General features: G+C 60.2%; 20 protein-coding genes and 3 tRNA genes. 15 read left to right on the top strand and 8 right to left on the bottom strand.

Features of this window, described 5'->3' with window-relative positions; translation table 11 throughout:
- Nucleotides 1-100 precede the first annotated feature (100 nt).
- From B3H86_RS04970 to B3H86_RS04955, 4 genes are all read left to right on the top strand, one after another.
- Nucleotides 101-176: transfer RNA gene (locus B3H86_RS04970), tRNA-Ala, on the top strand.
- 90 nt (nt 177-266) lie between these two features.
- Nucleotides 267-342 (top strand) — tRNA-Ala (locus B3H86_RS04965).
- Between the two features lie 106 nt (nt 343-448).
- On the top strand, nt 449-1039 hold the full coding sequence (locus B3H86_RS04960) for a thermonuclease family protein (protein ID WP_292051585.1): 591 nt from the start codon (nt 449-451) through the stop codon (nt 1037-1039).
- A 316-nt stretch (nt 1040-1355) separates the two neighbouring features.
- The gene (locus B3H86_RS04955; protein WP_292051641.1) at nt 1356-2267 is read left to right on the top strand and encodes an isopenicillin N synthase family dioxygenase; all 912 of its coding nucleotides are present in this window, start codon (nt 1356-1358) and stop codon (nt 2265-2267) included.
- A gap of 76 nt (nt 2268-2343) precedes the next feature.
- Here B3H86_RS04955 and B3H86_RS04950 read toward each other — a convergent pair whose 3' ends face one another.
- The 3 genes from B3H86_RS04950 to B3H86_RS04940 form a co-directional block, all read right to left on the bottom strand.
- Nucleotides 2344-4182 carry a pilus assembly protein TadG-related protein gene (locus B3H86_RS04950; RefSeq protein WP_292051584.1) on the bottom strand — a complete coding sequence of 613 codons (1839 nt, stop codon included), beginning with the start codon at nt 4180-4182 and terminating at the stop codon, nt 2344-2346.
- 196 nt (nt 4183-4378) lie between these two features.
- Nucleotides 4379-5086 carry a monofunctional biosynthetic peptidoglycan transglycosylase gene (gene mtgA / locus B3H86_RS04945; protein ID WP_292051583.1) on the bottom strand — a complete coding sequence of 236 codons (708 nt, stop codon included), beginning with the start codon at nt 5084-5086 and terminating at the stop codon, nt 4379-4381.
- An 11-nt stretch (nt 5087-5097) separates the two neighbouring features.
- A complete protein-coding gene (locus B3H86_RS04940) occupies nt 5098-6057 on the bottom strand; it encodes a WD40 repeat domain-containing protein (protein ID WP_292051639.1) in 960 nt (319 codons plus the stop codon).
- A gap of 91 nt (nt 6058-6148) precedes the next feature.
- Between B3H86_RS04940 and B3H86_RS04935 the strand changes: the two genes are divergently transcribed.
- From B3H86_RS04935 to B3H86_RS04925, 3 genes are all read left to right on the top strand, one after another.
- On the top strand, nt 6149-6835 hold the full coding sequence (locus B3H86_RS04935) for an alpha/beta fold hydrolase (RefSeq protein WP_292051582.1): 687 nt from the start codon (nt 6149-6151) through the stop codon (nt 6833-6835).
- 186 nt (nt 6836-7021) lie between these two features.
- Complete coding sequence (locus tag B3H86_RS04930; protein ID WP_292051637.1) at nt 7022-8050, top strand: class I SAM-dependent methyltransferase; 1029 nt, start codon at nt 7022-7024, stop codon at nt 8048-8050.
- Between the two features lie 31 nt (nt 8051-8081).
- The gene (locus B3H86_RS04925) at nt 8082-8942 is read left to right on the top strand and encodes an FkbM family methyltransferase (RefSeq protein WP_292051580.1); all 861 of its coding nucleotides are present in this window, start codon (nt 8082-8084) and stop codon (nt 8940-8942) included.
- Nucleotides 8943-9002: 60 nt separating this feature from the next.
- On the opposite strand, the gene B3H86_RS04920 is transcribed toward B3H86_RS04925, so the two are convergent.
- The 5 genes from B3H86_RS04920 to B3H86_RS04905 all read right to left on the bottom strand — a co-directional run bounded on the left by B3H86_RS04920 (nt 9003) and on the right by B3H86_RS04905 (nt 12096).
- Complete coding sequence (locus B3H86_RS04920) at nt 9003-9212, bottom strand: DUF2093 domain-containing protein (RefSeq protein ID WP_292051578.1); 210 nt, start codon at nt 9210-9212, stop codon at nt 9003-9005.
- Nucleotides 9209-10315, bottom strand: coding sequence for a CobW family GTP-binding protein (locus B3H86_RS04915; protein WP_292051576.1), 1107 nt, complete (start codon nt 10313-10315; stop codon nt 9209-9211). The genes B3H86_RS04920 and B3H86_RS04915 overlap by 4 nt, the downstream gene beginning before the upstream one ends.
- Nucleotides 10316-10366: 51 nt before the next feature.
- A complete protein-coding gene (locus tag B3H86_RS04910) occupies nt 10367-11164 on the bottom strand; it encodes a cation diffusion facilitator family transporter (protein ID WP_312821239.1) in 798 nt (265 codons plus the stop codon).
- Nucleotides 11122-11349 carry a hypothetical protein gene (locus B3H86_RS13895; RefSeq protein WP_312821238.1) on the bottom strand — a complete coding sequence of 76 codons (228 nt, stop codon included), beginning with the start codon at nt 11347-11349 and terminating at the stop codon, nt 11122-11124. Before B3H86_RS13895 ends, B3H86_RS04910 begins: the two co-directional genes overlap by 43 nt.
- Before the next feature lie 90 nt (nt 11350-11439).
- Entirely contained in the window at nt 11440-12096 is a 657-nt protein-coding gene (locus B3H86_RS04905) for a hypothetical protein (protein ID WP_292051570.1), read from the bottom strand.
- Between the two features lie 316 nt (nt 12097-12412).
- Here B3H86_RS04905 and rplU point away from each other — a divergent pair, with 316 nt between their 5' ends.
- The 8 genes from rplU to lptB all read left to right on the top strand — a co-directional run.
- A complete protein-coding gene (rplU, locus tag B3H86_RS04900; RefSeq protein WP_292051569.1) occupies nt 12413-12889 on the top strand; it encodes a 50S ribosomal protein L21 in 477 nt (158 codons plus the stop codon).
- A gap of 135 nt (nt 12890-13024) precedes the next feature.
- Entirely contained in the window at nt 13025-13309 is a 285-nt protein-coding gene (gene rpmA, locus B3H86_RS04895; RefSeq protein WP_292051567.1) for a 50S ribosomal protein L27, read from the top strand.
- 169 nt (nt 13310-13478) lie between these two features.
- Nucleotides 13479-14012 carry a GNAT family N-acetyltransferase gene (locus B3H86_RS04890; protein WP_292051566.1) on the top strand — a complete coding sequence of 178 codons (534 nt, stop codon included), beginning with the start codon at nt 13479-13481 and terminating at the stop codon, nt 14010-14012.
- Between the two features lie 128 nt (nt 14013-14140).
- Nucleotides 14141-14227, top strand: a tRNA-Leu gene (locus tag B3H86_RS04885).
- Nucleotides 14228-14385: 158 nt separating this feature from the next.
- The gene (locus tag B3H86_RS04880; protein ID WP_292051564.1) at nt 14386-15000 is read left to right on the top strand and encodes a ribonuclease D; all 615 of its coding nucleotides are present in this window, start codon (nt 14386-14388) and stop codon (nt 14998-15000) included.
- A 20-nt stretch (nt 15001-15020) separates the two neighbouring features.
- A complete protein-coding gene (lptC, locus tag B3H86_RS04875) occupies nt 15021-15695 on the top strand; it encodes an LPS export ABC transporter periplasmic protein LptC (protein ID WP_292051561.1) in 675 nt (224 codons plus the stop codon).
- Between the two features lie 3 nt (nt 15696-15698).
- On the top strand, nt 15699-16166 hold the full coding sequence (locus tag B3H86_RS04870) for an LptA/OstA family protein (RefSeq protein WP_292051559.1): 468 nt from the start codon (nt 15699-15701) through the stop codon (nt 16164-16166).
- A gap of 43 nt (nt 16167-16209) precedes the next feature.
- Nucleotides 16210-16792 (top strand): LPS export ABC transporter ATP-binding protein (gene lptB / locus B3H86_RS04865; protein ID WP_292051635.1); only part of this gene is annotated, 583 nt, incomplete at its 3' end.

Raw genomic sequence — 16792 nt, 5'->3', positions numbered from 1 at the left:
GAAAAAAGTTTTCAGAACCGCTTGACCTTCCGGTCGGAACTCCCTAGTTTCCGCCACCTCGACGGGGCCCACAACCCCGTCGGGACCGACCGCAAGGTTCGGGGCTATAGCTCAGTTGGTAGAGCGCTTGAATGGCATTCAAGAGGTCAGCGGTTCGACTCCGCTTAGCTCCACCATAAACCCCTCGCTGCAACACAGCGGGGGGTTTTCCATTTTATGGAAGCTCTTTTTTCTGAAAGCCGCCTCCATCCAGACCCAAAAAGTCCGGGGCTATAGCTCAGTTGGTAGAGCGCTTGAATGGCATTCAAGAGGTCAGCGGTTCGACTCCGCTTAGCTCCACCATGAACCCCTCGTCGTTAGCGCGGCGAGGGGTTTTCCATTTCCGGCACCCGTTCTTTCCACGGTGCGCGCAGGTGACCGCAGTCCCGACTCAGGCAAGGGTTTGCGGATGCGCCGACGCCATTCCCCGCCCCAACCCTCTTCAAACAACCCGCTGGGGGTGGTCTTTGTCTATTGCGTGCTGGTCGCGGCGGCGGTGGCGATCTTCTTCATCCTGAAGCCCGAGGATCGCAGCAGGGTCGGGCAGACCGCATCAAGCATGGCCACCACCGCCCTGCCCTCGGTCTTTCCGCCCAGCGTCGAACAGGCGGCGGAGGAGGCGGATTTCCGCTGCGTGGTGGATTACGTCAATGACGGCGACACCCTGCGCTGCAAGGACGGGACGCGGGTGCGGCTGCACGCCATTTCCGCGCGCGAGCGGGACGAGACCTGCAGTCCGGGGCACCCGTGCTCGAAGGCCAGCGCAGCCCAGTCCACGGCGGCCCTGACCCGCATGGTGCGCGGCAGGACGCTGGACTGTATGACCACCGGACAGAGCTATGACCGCGTGACCGCCATCTGCTGGACGCCGGACAAGGTCGAGGTGAACTGCCAAATGGTCCAGTCGGGCAATGCCGAACTGTGGGAGCGGTTCGACAACGAGACGCGTATCTGCCGCCATCTGCGCCGGATCGGCTCGAACATCCCGCAGGCCGATTGATCAGGATCAAGGTGCTGCCGACCGCAGCGTTGTAATAGAAGCTGCGGTTATTGTCGGCATTACAACAAGCTGGCTTCAAGGGGCACGATTTACCCCTTGGTGGCAGGCTTCCTGTATCCTTCGAACCACAATCGACGGTATTGATAGACGAAAGCAGAATGAAAAGCCCTGTTTATGGGCCAGCCGCTGCCATTATTTATCGGTACAAGGTAGAAAGTTCCCAGACCCACCAACTTGAGGCAGTAATCAAGTGACCTCCACCATCACCGCCGTGGCCGCCGAGGGCCAAAAGAAAAAGGCCATCGTGCCGGTGTCGATGACCCGTTACGACAGCGACTTCCAGGGCTTCTCGGATGAGCTGGGCGCGTCGTTCGCCCGCTACGGCTTTGCCGTCGTCGCGGACCACGGTCTGGACCAAGCGGTGATCGACGCCGCCATCAACGATGCCAAGGCCTTCTTTGCCCTCGACGAGGAAACCAAGCGCCAATACCACATCCCCGGCACCGGCGGCGCACGCGGCCTGACCCCGTTCGGCGTGGAAACCGCCAAGGGCGCAAGCATCCGCGACCTCAAGGAATTCTGGCACACCGGCCGCGAACTGCCGGAAGGTCACGAGTACAAGAAGTACATGCGTGACAACGTATGGCCGACCGAAATCCCGACCTTCAAGGACAATGTCTATGGCATGTACTCGGCTCTGGACGAGCTGGGCCGCCGCATTCTGAAGGCCATCGCCCGCTATCTGAAGCTGGACGACGACTTCTTCGAAGACAAGGTCCAGCTGGGCAACTCGGTCCTGCGCCTGCTGCACTATCCGCCGATCCCCGCCGATGCCGAAGGCGTGCGCGCCGGTGCCCACGAAGACATCAACGTCATCACCCTGCTGCTGGGCGCCGAAGAGGCTGGCCTGCAGCTGAAGGATGCCGACGGCGAATGGCTGGACATCGCACCGCCTCCGGGCGCGCTGGTCATCAACATCGGTGACATGCTGCAGCGTCTGGTGAACCACGTCCTGCCGTCGACCACCCACCGCGTGGTCAATCCGGCACCGGAACGTCGCGGCTTCGCCCGCTACTCGACCCCGTTCTTCCTGCACTTTAATCCGGACTTCCCGATCGAGACCCTGCCGTCCACGATCACGCCGGAAAACCCGGACCGCTATGCCGGTAAGACCATTCTGGCCGAGGACTTCCTCACCGAGCGTCTGCGCGAGATCAAGCTGATCTAAGCGCTTCGCGCACCTCCAAAAGCAAGGGCCGGACGATCACTCGTCCGGCCCTTTTCATTGCCTCGTACCTACCGCCTTAGCGGGCGATACGCAGACGTGTGATGTCACGCCCGATCTGCTTGAAAGCTTCCTTCATGTCGCGACCGCTCGTCGTCGCGAAGAAGTGCTCCCTCGGGTCCGTGGCACAGCGGTACATCACTTCATAGGCCGTATCCGTGACCGAGTTCAGCGGCGCGGTCTTGAGGTTGAAGCCCACGGTGTAGACGACGATGCCTTGTGCCTTCATGGCGTCGCAGACCCTCACAGACTGCTCGAAGACACTGCCATTCGTCGAGCCGCAGTTGATCTGATAGTCCTTGTTACCGGCGTTCCCGTTATCGACGGCATCTTGCGAAATCACCCCCTGACAGTAGGGCGTATTGAACTCGCCGTCGGTCATGAGGATCACGGCTTTCACCGTTTTTGAACTGTCGAACTCGTTCGGCCTGCTGTCCTTCGGGAAAATCGACCCAAACGTCGGCGAGATCGCATACCAGGCCTGCTCGATACCGATCTGACCGGCCGTACTGCCGCCAGAAGAATAGTCATCGATGATCTTGTTCAGATTGTTGCTGGACGTGATGTCATTGGTCAGCGGAGTGATGACCGGCGTCGGACAGGGGTTGGCATTCGACGAAGATATCTCCGGATACATACGGCCCACGAGATTTGTGCGAGAGCCACTCGAGGGCGCGACGTCGCTCGGCACCGAACGGCCCGACGCATACGGACGCTCGGTGACACACGTCGAAGACGCCAGCGTTCTCATCACGCCGTCCTGGCTGTCGAATTTACGAACCTTACAGCCATCGTAATGGCATTCGACACGCCCGTTCGAGCCCGAGAACGTGCCCGACGGACGGGCCACAGGCACGGTGAACATGCTGTCGGTCAGACGGGTGACCTTATAGGTGTTGTTGTTGAGCGCGGTGATGCCGCTGACACCTGTAATGGTCGCGTAATCGTTTGTGGAAAGGCCGTGGTTAGGGCTGGTGACGGCCACGTTGCACTGTGAATCGTAGCAACGATAGAAGGTGCGGGTCCCGTTGGCGACAATATTCCGCGACGTCAGCGACTCATTGATCGTAAATACGTTACCATTGACGCTGTTAACACGGAAGATCTTGTTCTGGAGAGAGTTCCCGCTCGTTGGGTTCGTCGCGAAACCGGTCAGATAAACGTAATCGCCCGGGGACAGGCCATGCCCGTTTGGTGCCGTAAATCCTGTGGTTGCTGCACCCGTGAGGACCTTCGCACCCTGGTGCCAAGCCACGTTCGTAATATTGGTCTTTTCCAACAGCACGCCACGCATGGCCTCGGCATAGGTGCCGGCGTTCACGCCCGCAGCATAAGGGATCAGAGCAACGCGTGTCTGGAACACCTGCTGATCGCCCTGAACCACAATGCCTACCAGTTCCTTGGCGGCATCCTTGAGGTCCTTCATGTAGCTGGCCATCGAGCCGGTGATATCCAGCGCCATCGCCACTTCCACATTCCGCGACGCACGCAGAACGTCCGACGACGCGCTCATCGGCAGATAGTCATCGAACAATTTCCCGTATGGCGGCAGGAAGACGTTGGCGATGATGGTCTTCACCTGGACGGTAGCCGTCGCCTGGACCTGATACCGTGACGGCAGCGTAAAACTCGCGACATCGCCGCCGCCGTCCTTGAAGTAGTTCGGCATATTCGCCTTGAGCGAGGCCATACCGACGCGCTGGATGTCCGATGCCGCCGTGTAGTTGGAACGGGCAGCCGCCAGCGTCGCCGCATCGAGCGCATCCTGAAGCTCGCTCTTGACCTTGGCGGCGTGGTGCAGGTCGATAGCCCCGGCCGAGATCATCAACAGAACCGGCAAAGCGATGCCAGCCATCATGGCCACATTGCCTTTCCGGGAGCGTGCAAACCTTTTCAGCAGACGTCCAAGCCTGCCCCCGAAACTGTTCATCTTTCTCTCCGGCACCAGTCTGTCCCCCTCCCGAGCGAATAGGGCACTTTGAATGACAAATGGGTTACATTGGATCAACAGAAACGGTTAATCCGACCCGTGTTTGTTGGATTTGTTTACAGTACTACTGACCGATGACGCACCGGTTGAGGCCCTGGGCCCGTACCTGTGCGGCATTAGCCTGAATTTTCGACGCGCGCCGACGGACGTAGGGGCCCGGCGAGGCAGCGTTGTATCGTCTGGGGCTGGGCAGAACGGCGACCAGACGCGCAGCCTCAGCGCGGCTGAGGTTTCTAGCACTCTTGTTGTACCAATGTTGTGCCGCTGCCTCAGCCCCATACACGCCCGGAGCGAACTCGGCTACATTCAGATACATCTCGATGATGCGCTTCTTGCCCCAGCCGAACTCGATCAACACAGAGTATCCGGCCTCAAACGCCTTGCGGACATAGGAACGGCCCGGCCACAGAAAGACGTTCTTGGCCGTCTGCTGGGTGATGGTCGAGCCGCCGCGCACCTTGGACGATCCGCGCGCCTCGGCCCGCTCATTGGCCTCCATCGCCTTCTGGATGGCCTCGAAGTCGAAACCGTTGTGCGAGCAGAAACGGGCATCTTCGGCGGCGATGGCCGCGGTCACCAGATACGGCGACAGATTGTCCAGCGAGCGCCAGCGATAGTCGAGGCCGTTACCTTTAATGGCCTGTTCGATCATCAGAATGGTCGGCGGCGCGGGCACGAACCGCAGCACCGCCACCTGAATGAAGGGGAAGGCCAGAATAAACAGGAACAGTTTCAGCAGCGGCCTGCGCCGACGCACCTTACCCTTGGCCATATCCCCTCCCCTCAGAACGAATGAACGCCGGCGTTGCCGTCTTCGTCAGCCCACGCCATGCGGGCTGCCCCCGCGCTGACGGCCAGTGCGGTGATAGCAGCGCCCTTGTCCTTCTTGATGAAGTCTAGGCCGCGGCCAGCCGGATCGGCCCACCACACGCGGCCGTCTTCCAGACCGGCGACCAGTCGGCCCTGTTCGGGCACCGAGGCGACCATCGAGATCAGCGTGCTTTCGTCATAGCCGATCTCGGTTGCCTCGCGGCCCATCGGACCGTTGGCGCCGATAAAGGGCCACAGCACCACCCCCTGCGCGCCCGAAGTCGCCAGAAGCTGGCCCTTGGACAGGAAGGAGAAGGATTTGATCTTGGCCGGATAGCCGCCCATCCGCATGTTGCGCTGGTCCTTCAGACGCCAGCCGTGCAGCTGGTTGTCCTGCATCGAGGTGACGAGGAAGGCACCGTCCGGAGAGAAGCCGACAGCAATGTGCGAACCCGCCCATTGCAGTTTCACCGGCTGTTGCTGCTCGATACGGGCGTACCACAGCCACGCGCCATTATAGGTCGAGGTCGCGACACGGCGGCCCTTGGGGTCGAAGGCCACGCCCGAGACGGTACGCTCGTGCTGGAAATCGCGGCGGAAGGTGGCGTCCTTGCTGTCGATAACCGACAGGGTGCGCCCCGAGGAGAAGGCAATCAGCCCGCTGTCCTTGCTGGACGCGATGGAGTCGATCCAGCCCTTTCCTTCGGCCAGAACCACCGCCTCGCCCACACGGCTCCAGACGACCCTGCCGTCATCGCCGCCCGTAACGATGCCCTCGCCCGACGGATGAACACAGGCGCACAGCACGGCACCGTCATGCACCTCGTTGCGCGAGCCGTCCTCGAACCGCACCGAGCCGTCACCCAAGGCGAACACGGCCTGCGTCTTGTCGAACAGGGCGGCGGTGATCTGGGCGTCGAAAGTGAAGTTCATCGAAGTCTCTGGTGTCAGGATACGGTTTGCACTGCTCATAGCCGTGGCGGCTCCGCGCTTCTATAGGAAAGGCGTATAGGGAGTTTGTGTGATGGCGTTAGTGCTGGTTTCCGGCTTCATGGCCGACGAGACGCTGTGGGACGATGTCGCTCCGTTGCTGGAGGCGTTCGGTCCCGTCATCCCTCTGGCGCTGAGAGAGGGCGACACCATCGAGGCAATGGCCGAGGCCCTGCTGCCCGCCCTGCCCGCGCGCTTCCACCTCGCCGGATTTTCTATGGGCGGCTATGTGGCACGCGAGATCGTTCGCCTTGCCCCCGGTCGTGTCGAAAGCCTGATGCTGATCGCCACATCCGCCCGCAGCGACACCGAAGAGATGATCCGCCAGCGACGCAGTGCGCTGAAATCCCCGCCCGAACGTTTCAAAGGCCTCAGCCGTCCCGCGATCCAGTCCTCGCTGCACCCTGATCTGCGCGACGATGCCGCCATGTTGGCGCGGGTGCGCGACATGGGTGTGCGACTGGGTGGCCATGTCTTCCACCGTCAGTCCTTCATCGCCCGCGACGGTGATCTGGAGCGCCTGTCCGACATGACGGTCCCGACACTTATCATCAGCGCCGACAACGACCTTTTGCGCTCCGAGGCCGAGCAGATCGAACTGGAATCAGGCATCGCTGGCGCACGCCGCATGACCATTACAGACAGCGGACACATGATACCGTTGGAGCAGCCGGAGTCCTTGGCAACAGCCTTGAAGCAGTGGCTATTAACATATAAGTAAAATGAATTTTAATTATATTATCATTATACAGTATAGAATTCAGAACGACTATTTACATTAGGTCTATGTAAATAGCAAAATTTTACACAGCTAGACAATTATCTGATAACATCGATCTTCATAGTTACCTGTTCAAGTATTTTAGTCGCTTTTTATATTTACATTAATTAAAGAAAGCACGACTTGATGCTGTCTCGAACAAAGCCTCGGGATGACAGAGACGCAACTTGTGCCGTCTCCAATCCATCCCTTCTCATCCCCGCTTATCAGGGCACATATCCTTTAGGCCGCGAGTACGCCGGTGTGTTCCACCAAGCCAAGCGATGCCCTTGCTGTGCCTATCTACGGTTTGACGACCCGCCTGACGAAGTTCTCGACCATTTCTACAGTATTGAATATCCAGCCGTTTCTGAAAGCTGGTACAATGTGGAAGGCGACTACAATCCTGCGAAAACCCAGGAACGGTCATCGCGCGTTATCGCACTGATGCAGTCCTTCGGCTTTGGCCTCGGATCACATGTCCATGAGTTCGGATGCGCCTTTGGCGGTACCGTGCAGGCCGTAAAGGAACAGGGCTACAATGTCAGCGGCACCGAGCTGAACAAAACTGCGGTCCAGCAGGGACGCGCCCGAGGCAATCTGGATATTCACACCGAGAGCGTGATCGATTTTCTAAAACAGCAGCAACAACCCTGCCAGGTCATCTATTCCTATCATGCGCTGGAGCATTTCACCGATCCCTTCAGCTTTCTGCGCGAACTGCGCACACTGATGGATCCGGACGGACTGGTGATTTCCTTTCTGCCCAACTCGGCCGCCCTGTTTCCCATTGTTTACGGCCACTCGCACTACGTCTGGTTCGGTTATCCGGAACATGTGCATCTCTTTTCGCCGGGGTCAGCCAAGGCATTGGCTGAAACGACGGGTTTCGAACTGCTTTTTCTGAATACAGCGCCCGTCAACATCGGACAGGAAGGCCCCACTTCCCGCGCCGTCCATCGCGATTCCGTGGCGGCCAGATATCTGCGTAACGAGCCGATCAACCGCTATGGCGAAGAACTGATTGTCGTCATGACGCCCGTCGGAAGCCGACTGACGGAAGTCTTCAGCAGACTCCATCTCGATGCTGAAGAATACTCGCGCATCCAGCGCGAAAGAGAGCGCTTCCTGATGGATCAGCTCTCGACCTTTTGTCTCAACCCCTGGGCGGAATAGACAGTCCGGCTCCTAGCGAGGCTTGCGAATTATGGAAATCGAAATCGCCGAGTTTGTTGATTGGGAAACACTTTGTACCTGGGACGATCCCACCCATATGATGCGAGAGTGGGGCGGCGTTATTGATCCGGTCAAACCGATGGAACAGCCCCTCCTCCAAAACCCGGAGATCAGCAGTAAAGTTCACGAAGAGGATTTTTACTTTCTTGGAAAGTTCAGAAACGCCCAACAGTTCGTCGATATAGGTGCCAACTGCGGACAATCGATCAACTCATATCGATTGCTGAACCCTCACACCCCTATTGTGTCGTTCGAGCCGAACCCCGTCTGTTACCGCGTCCTGACAGCCTATACCGCCCATCAACCAAACGTCAGAACCTACCCTTTCGGTCTTTCCGATACCAATGCCTTCCTGGAGCTCTACACCCCTGTAATAGACCGCCTGATGATAACGCCACTGGCGACAACACAGCGCGATCTCTATCGTACAGGCTGGGGGGCTGACTGGTTTCGAAACAATCGCCACGAGCGCAGGATTGCGATCTACGCCGAGCGTCTGGCCTTCTTTCAGGGCGATGCCTTCAATCTACACCCGGATATCATCAAGATCGATGTCGAAGGCGCAGAGCTTCTGACGCTGACCGGTATTCTAAAGACAATACTCAAACATCGACCGGTTATCATGGCCGAGGGCACACACACGCCTGAATACATCGAGTTCTTCAAAATGCTGGACTACAGCCCCTGGCAGTGGACCAACAATGCCCTGCATCAATTCGACCCGAACGAAATCGAGCGCTGGGGCAAGCGTCCGGACAACACCATATACATCCACAATCCGGACCTTGAACGCCACGCCCGCGAAAACGGTTTCGAGATCCGCTATCTGTAGCCTTTGACGCTTGGGCCAATAAAAAAGAGGCGCCTGAAGCGCCTCTTTTCATTGCCCGGATCAGATACGTTTCAGCTCCCGCAGGCGGGCCAGCATATCCTGCGGTGTGGCATAGGCCTCCTGCAGTTCCGCATTCCAGTAATTGAGGGCATCCACTTCGATCGGCTCACCGGTCACCGCACAGCGGACATGGTCCCCCGCCTTCAGAACCTCAAAGCTACCGCACTCGAACAGGAGTTTGGCCTCGACGCGGTTGCGTGGCTCGGTCATGCAGCGCAGGCCTCGAAGCCAGCTCTCAACTCGGCCTCGTTCAGGTCACGACCGATGAAGACGGCGCGGCTCCAGCGGCGCTCGTCCTTGCCCCACGGCTCCTGAAGGTCACCTTCGAGGATCATGTGGACGGCCTGGAACACCAGACGTCGGTCTTCACCCGCGACATCGATGATGCCCTTGGCGCGCAGGATGTTCTGACCCTGCTCGCCCAGCAGCCGATCCAGCCAGGCGGTGAACTGCGCGCCGTTCAGCGGACGGTCCAACGTCAGGGAGATACCCTTGATGTCGTCGTTGTGGTTGTGGCCGCGCGCGCCGTGGTGGTGGTCGTGGTCGCAGTGATCCCCGTGACCGCAGCTTTCATCATGAACGTGATCATGATGATGATCATGGCCGTGATCGTGCGAGCAGTGCTCGTCGTGGACGTGGCCTTCCTCGCCGTGCGGCGGGTTGGCGAAGCTGGGGTTGGCTTCCAGAATACGGTTCAGGTCAAAGGCGTTCAGGCCCAGCACCTTGTCCAGCGGCACATTGGAGCGTTCGGCGCGGATGATCGGGGCCAGCGGGTTCAGGCCACGCAGGCGCTTCTCGACCGCGACCAGTTCCTCTTCCGACACCAGATCGACCTTGTTCAGGATGATGCGGTCGGCAAAGGCCACCTGCTCGCGGGCTTCCTTGGAGTCGTCCAGACGCAGCATGACGTGCTTGGCGTCCACCAGGGCGGTCACGCTGTCCAGCTGGGTCTTGGCCTTGACCTCGTCGTCGACGAAGAAGGTCTGGGCCACCGGACCGGGGTCGGCAAGGCCGGTCGTCTCGACGATGATGGCGTCGAACGCGGGCTTGCCCGGACGCTGGCGCTTCATCAGGCCGTTGACCACGCGGATCAGGTCCCCGCGCACCGTGCAGCACACGCAGCCGTTGTTCATCTCGAACACGTCTTCGTCGGCACCGACCACCAGATCGTTGTCGATACCGATCTCGCCGAACTCGTTGACGATGACGGCGTAGCGCTTGCCGTGATCCTCGGTGAGGATGCGGTTCAGCAGGGTGGTTTTACCGGCACCGAGGTAGCCGGTCAGGACGGTGACAGGGGTCTTCTGGATCATAGGCGCTAGATGGCGCTTCACAGCCGCGTTGGAAAGACCCCTTTCGACCTTTTAGCAATGGTGGCAGTCGTCCAGCGCCGTGCGCTCTAGCTGGAGGGTGGTGTGGCTGATGCCAAAGCGGCCCTTGGCCAGCTTTTGCGCCTCGGCCAACAGGCTGTCGGCATCCTCGCGCTCATGGACAATATGGGCCGTGAGAGCCGCATCCGTCGTGGACAGGCCCCAGACGTGCAGGTCATGGACCGCATCCACACCCTCAAGGGCTACCAGGGCCTCGCGGATTTCCGAGGGATCAAGGTGCGCAGGCGCTGCATCCAGCGCCAGATTGACCGAATCCTTCAGCAGACCCCACGTCGAGATCATGATCATGGCCACGATCAACAGGCTGACGATGGCGTCAACGACCGCCCAGCCCGTGAACCAGATCAGCACGCCCGCGACGACGACGCCCAGCGACACGGCGGCATCCGCCATCATGTGCAGATAGGCCCCTTTGACGTTCAGGTCCTTGTGCTGGTCCTTCAGGAACAGCATGGCCGTGCCAAGGTTGATGACAAAACCGATGGCCGCCACGGTAATGATAATGCCGCTCTGGACCGGCGCGGGCTGGGTAAAGCGGTGGATGGCCTCCACCGTGATCACGCCACAGGCAAAGATCAGCAGCAGGGCATTGCCCAATGCCGCCAGAACCGTCGCCTTGCCAAAACCATAGGTCCGGCGCGGACCGGCATTGCGACGGGCCAGCCACGCCGCTCCGCCCGCCATAGCCAGGCCCAGCACATCCGAAAGATTATGTCCCGCATCGGCCATCAGTGCCGATGACCCGGCCCACCAGCCCGCCGCGAACTCCACCAGTACAAATACAAGATTGACGCCAAGGCCGACACCATATCGCCAGTCGCCCGTATCCGTCGGTCCGTGATGGTGGTGATGCCCCCCGATACCGTGATGGTGCCCATGATGGTGATCATGATGGTGATCATGATGGTGATCATGGCCCGCGTGGTCATGCGCGTGAGCGTGGGAGGAGTGATCATGTGCCATACGCCCCACTTGGAACCCCCTTGGCGTTACGTCAAGCCTTCGGATAACCTAAGTATCTGAATGTAAATGTATAACCTATCAGTTCAGACCGGGTGGAAGGCCATGACAAAGCCCAGAACGATCAAGGATGCGCCCAGCACCACGCCTTCGTAACGCGCCCATCGTTCCAGCCTCAGAACCGAGTATCCTGCCATCGCCAGCGAGGTCAGAACCAGCATGCCGGCGATGGTACCCAGCGCCAGACCTGCGCTCAGGGCTAGGAAAACCCCTGCACCATGCGTGGCCGTCGTCAGATACAGCGGCAGCAGGACCTCACCGGGCGATGCCGCCATCAGTGCGATAAGGCCCCAGAAGGCCGCGCGGTCCGACACCTTGGGCTCGTCATGTTCACAGCCCTTGCAGTCCGGCACAGTGGTGCGGTGCCAGTATCGCGCCAGATAGAAGGCACCGAACAGGAACAGCAAAGCAGATGACAGATGCGGCAGTACGCCGTGGACCCAACGGTCCAGAGCCACGCCTGCAACCGCAACCACACCCCCCACCAGAGCCGTGGTCAGCACATGCGCCAGTGCCGCCAGGATCACAGTCCCGCTGACCTTACGCATGCCCCAGCCCTGCGCACGGCCGACCAACACAAAGGGCAGCCAGTGCGTAGGCAGGGCAGCATGCAGGGCCGCTGCTACGAAGCCACCGCCCAAAAGAGACAGAACAACAGGTTGGGCGAGGTCCGCGGAAATCATTACGCCCCTTTAATCTGTTATTTTATAACAGTCGAGGGGCATGTGCAGTTATTTTACACCCTCACATCCTCGCGTACGCGCGTTCAACAAATCTCGCGGATACGACTATTGGCCAAGTCAGCCCGGCCTGAGGGCTGCCGCACCCTTGCAGAAAGCATGCAATCAGGTCACATCCTGAATCCGCGCAAGGGAATTCCGGCCTTAAACGCCCGATACACGTTGACTCTTTCGCAGCCTTCCGTATATGTCGCCGCTCTTCGCCCGCGGGTTTGCCCGGCGGGCGCATTCATTTTTGCGTTCACGCTGAGGCTTCATAATGTACGCGGTGATCAAGACCGGCGGAAAGCAGTACCGGGTCCAACCGGGCGATGTGGTTGTTGTCGAAAAGATCGACGGCGATGCAGGTGCTGACGTTTCCTTTAACGAAGTCCTCATGCTGGGCGGCGACAAGGGCGTCACTGTTGGCGCTCCTGTTGTCGAAGGCGCCAAGGTGGCTGCGACCCTGATCGAAACCCGCAAGGGCGAGAAGATCAAGATCTTCAAGAAGATCCGTCGCCAAGGCTATCGTCGTACCAACGGCCATCGTCAGATGGAATCCGTACTGCGTATCACCGGCATCGAAGGTGCTGGTGAGACCGCTAAGTGGGACGGCAAGGTCGAGCTGATCACCAAGGCTGAAATCAATGCTCGCGCTCGTGGCCTGGCCCCGCGCGTCGAAGCTGCCCCGGCTGAGGAAGCTCCTAAGGCTAAGAAGGCTCCGGCCAAGAAAAAAGCCGAGGCCACTGAGGCCTAAGAGTTTCGCTGGGCCCTGTTCGCAGGGCCCGCTTCAGGACACGCGACCGTCTTCATGACGGGCCGCCAGTAACGACAGACAAGCCCCACCCAAAGATCTCCGGATCGGGGCGGGTCTAAACAGAGGAGCAACAAGATGGCTCACAAGAAATCCGGCGGTTCGTCGCGTAACGGCCGCGACTCAGAGTCGAAACGCCTTGGCGTGAAGAAGTTCGGCGGCGAGAAGGTTCTCGCCGGCAACATTCTCGTGCGTCAGCGCGGCACCAAATTCCACCCGGGCACCAACGTTGGCCTGGGCCGCGACCACACCCTGTTCGCGACCGTCAACGGTGCAGTGCAGTTCACCACCAAACGTGGTGGCCGTACCTACGTGTCCATCGTGGCTGCCAATGACGCAGCCGAGGCGATGGCCGCCGAGTAACGCGATCTGCATCTTGTTTCGGATCGCGTTGCTGACCCAGCAGCCGGTCCGGACCTAGGGAAAATTTTCCGCGGGGAGTCTGGATCACCAGGCTCCCCGTTTGCGTTTCCCCGCCTCGAAGACCATCCGAGCCCTTCAAGGAGATGGTCCAGAGAAACGAGGCAATACAATGTGCGTGATTGAAACCTCTCCTGTCATCGAGACGCGGCGCCTGACCTTGCGCGCCCCGCGCCCACAGGACGTATCGCGCATCGCCCGTATGGCGAACGATATCGACATCGCCCGCATGACCCTACGCATGCCCCACCCGTTCACGGTCACCCACGCGGAGGATTTTGTCCTTCAGGTCGCCTCGCAGGATCCGGCACGCGCCAACACCTTTGTCATCGAACACGAGGACCACGGCCCTGTCGGCGTGATCGGAATGTTCGAAGACAAGGACCCTGCCCCCGAAACCGGTTACTGGATCGGTCGCGACTACTGGGGTCGCGGCTATGCCACCGAGGCGCTGGAGGGCGCTTTGGTATGGGCTTCGCGCAAGTGGAAGCGCCGCGCCATGATGGCCGGCCACTTTGCCGACAACCCTGCTTCGGGCCGCGTTCTGGAGAAGGCCGGCTTCCTTTATACGGGCGAAACCCGCCGCGCCTTCAGTCAGGCCCGTGGTGCCATTACCGATACGCGCCGCATGGTCTGGCTTGCTTGATAGGTCGCTGAAAAGTCGGAACTTTCATCTACCGACGTGTTTTTTCATGAAAGTGCAAAAAGCCTGTTGACCCCCAAGAAAGGTCCCCCTATACCCCACTCATCGGCGGGGCGGAAACGCTCCCTCCGGCCCAGATGGCGGAATTGGTAGACGCGCTGGCTTCAGGTGCCAGTGGCTTAACGGCCGTGGAGGTTCGAGTCCTCTTCTGGGCACCATTTCTCAGATGGCGCTGCATCAATCGATGCGGCGCCATTTGTCTATGGACCGACGACCTTGCCCAAGTTCCTCCTAGCGGTGTAGCGCGGTTCGTCTATGTTTAGGCCCTGCTGACCGACGCACTGCCGGCGGTGCGAAACCCAACCGAGTTTTTCCCATGACTGTTTATCTGCACGAAGGCGACCTGCCCGACGATCTGGACCTCGGCCCCGTTGTTGCGGTCGATTCGGAGACAATGGGCCTGCGCTACCGTCGCGATGAATTGTGCGTGGTCCAGCTGTCTTCGGGTGACGGCAACGCCCACGTCGTGCGCATGCACCGTCCGGGCTATAACTGCCCGAACCTGAAAAAGCTGCTGTCCGATCCGAAGGTCCTGAAGATCTTCCACTTCGGCCGTTTCGACATCGGCATGTTCGAACTGCACCTGGGCGTCGAGACACGTCCGGTCTACTGCACCAAGATCGCATCGAAACTGGCCCGCACCTATACGGACCGTCACGGCCTGAAGGATGTGGTGCGCGAGTTGGCCGGTATTGACCTGTCCAAGGCCCAGCAGTCTTCGGACTGGGGTGCCGCCACCCTGACACAGGCGCAATTGGATTATGCCGCCTCTGACGTTCTGCACCTGCATGTGGTGATGAACCGTCTGAACGAGATGCTGGCCCGCGAGGGCCGTACCGAACTGGCCCAGGCCTGTTTCGACTTCCTGCCGATTCGCTCGCGACTGGATCTGGCAGGTTGGGACGAGATCGACATCTTCGCCCACGCCTGATCCTGCTGTAAGAGACCCCCATGATCGATCCAGAGGCCACACAAGCGCAGCAGGACGCGTTGAAAAGCGCGGATGAAGCGCGTGTGGCCAAAGAGGCGGAGCGTTTCCGCCAGCGATCCCGCCGTGTGCAGAAACTGCGCCGCATCCTGCCTATCATTATCCTGCTAATTGCCGGCAGTGCCGTGACATGGGTGGTGTTCCGCTCGGTCATGTCGGGTGTCGAGCGCCGCGCCAACGAAAGCCGCGAACTGCGCCTCGACAATCCCATGTTCCACGGACAGGACGCACAGGGCCGCAGTTTCCGTATCGGTGCAGAAGGGGCCATCCGCGCGGCCCAGAACGATCAGTACCGTCTGGTCAAACCCTTGCTGGAGCTGAACCTTGGCGGTCAGAAGATCACCAAACTGACCGCCGACGGCGGCAGCTACAGCGAGGGCGACCGCAAGGTCATCATCGGCCCCAATGTCCGCATCAGTGATGGAGGTTCAGGTTTCGACCTGCAGACCGATGAAGCCGTCATCGATACCCGCACCGGCATCATTACCGGCAACAAGGGTGTTAGCGGCACCGGCCCCCTTGGAACTATCAATGCATCGGCCTATGCCATCCATGACCAAGGCCGTAGAGTAGAGTTCAAAGGTCAAGGCGACCAAAAGATCAGCGGAACCATCAACCCCTCCGGTTCGAGCAGGTAAGATATGAAGAAGACCAGCATCCTCCTCGCCAGCGCTGCGATCGTCGCACTGGGCCTGCCCGCCACGGTCGCCTTCAGCGCCCAGGACGCCACCAGCCAGCCGGTACAATTCGGCGCCGACGCGGGCGAATACACGCCCGATGGATATGCGCTGCGCGGCCGTGCCGAAGTAACCCAAGGCACCAACCGCATCCGTGCCGACGCCATCCGCATCTTCAACACGAACGGTCAACCGCGTCGCGTCGAAGCCACCGGCAACGTCTATTTCGTGACGCCGGAACAGAGCATGCGCGGCAACAACGCCGTCTACAATATGAACGAGGGTACGGTCGTCGTGACCGGCGACGTGATCCTGACCCAGGGCCAGAACGTCCTGTCAGGCGGTCGTCTCGTTTATAACGTCCGCACCGAAACCGCGCGCATCGAAAGCGCCGGCAGCCGCGTACGCGGCGTCTTCTACCCATCGAACTAAGGACACCTCCCCCTTGGCGCGCAAGGAACTGTCGGCCCTCAACATTGCCCCCGAACCGGGCGCGACCACTGCAGACACTGCGGCAGTCGATACCGCACGCCGTGGCCTGCAGGTCGAGCATCTGGCCCGCAGTTTCGGCCCGCGTCAGGTCGTGCGTGATGTCTCGCTGACGGTTCAGCGCGGCGAGGTCTTCGGCCTTCTGGGCCCGAACGGGGCGGGCAAGACCACCTGCTTTTACATGATCACCGGCCTGATCCCTGCCGACAGCGGCAAGATCTGGCTGGATAACGAAGACATCACCAGCCAGCCGATGTACCAGCGCTCGCGCATGGGTCTGGGCTATCTGGCACAGGAAGCCTCTATCTTCCGCGGCATGACGGTCGAGCAGAACGTCGCCGCCGTGGTCGAACTGCGCCATTCATCCGCGCGCGAGATCAAGGAAGAGACGAACCGCCTGCTGGAAGAGCTGCGCATCGACCACCTGCGCCATGCTCCGGCCACCGGCCTGTCGGGCGGCGAGCGCCGCCGCGTCGAGATCGCCCGCGCCCTGGCCGGCAAGCCCAGCTTCATGCTGCTTGACGAGCCGTTCGCCGGTATCGACCCGCTGGCCATTGCCGACATCCGTT

Origin of the sequence: Brevundimonas sp. UBA5866, assembly GCF_002432125.1 — a bacterium.
Classification (GTDB): Bacteria; Pseudomonadota; Alphaproteobacteria; order Caulobacterales; family Caulobacteraceae; genus Brevundimonas.
This window is presented reverse-complemented; position numbering and strand designations above follow the sequence as displayed.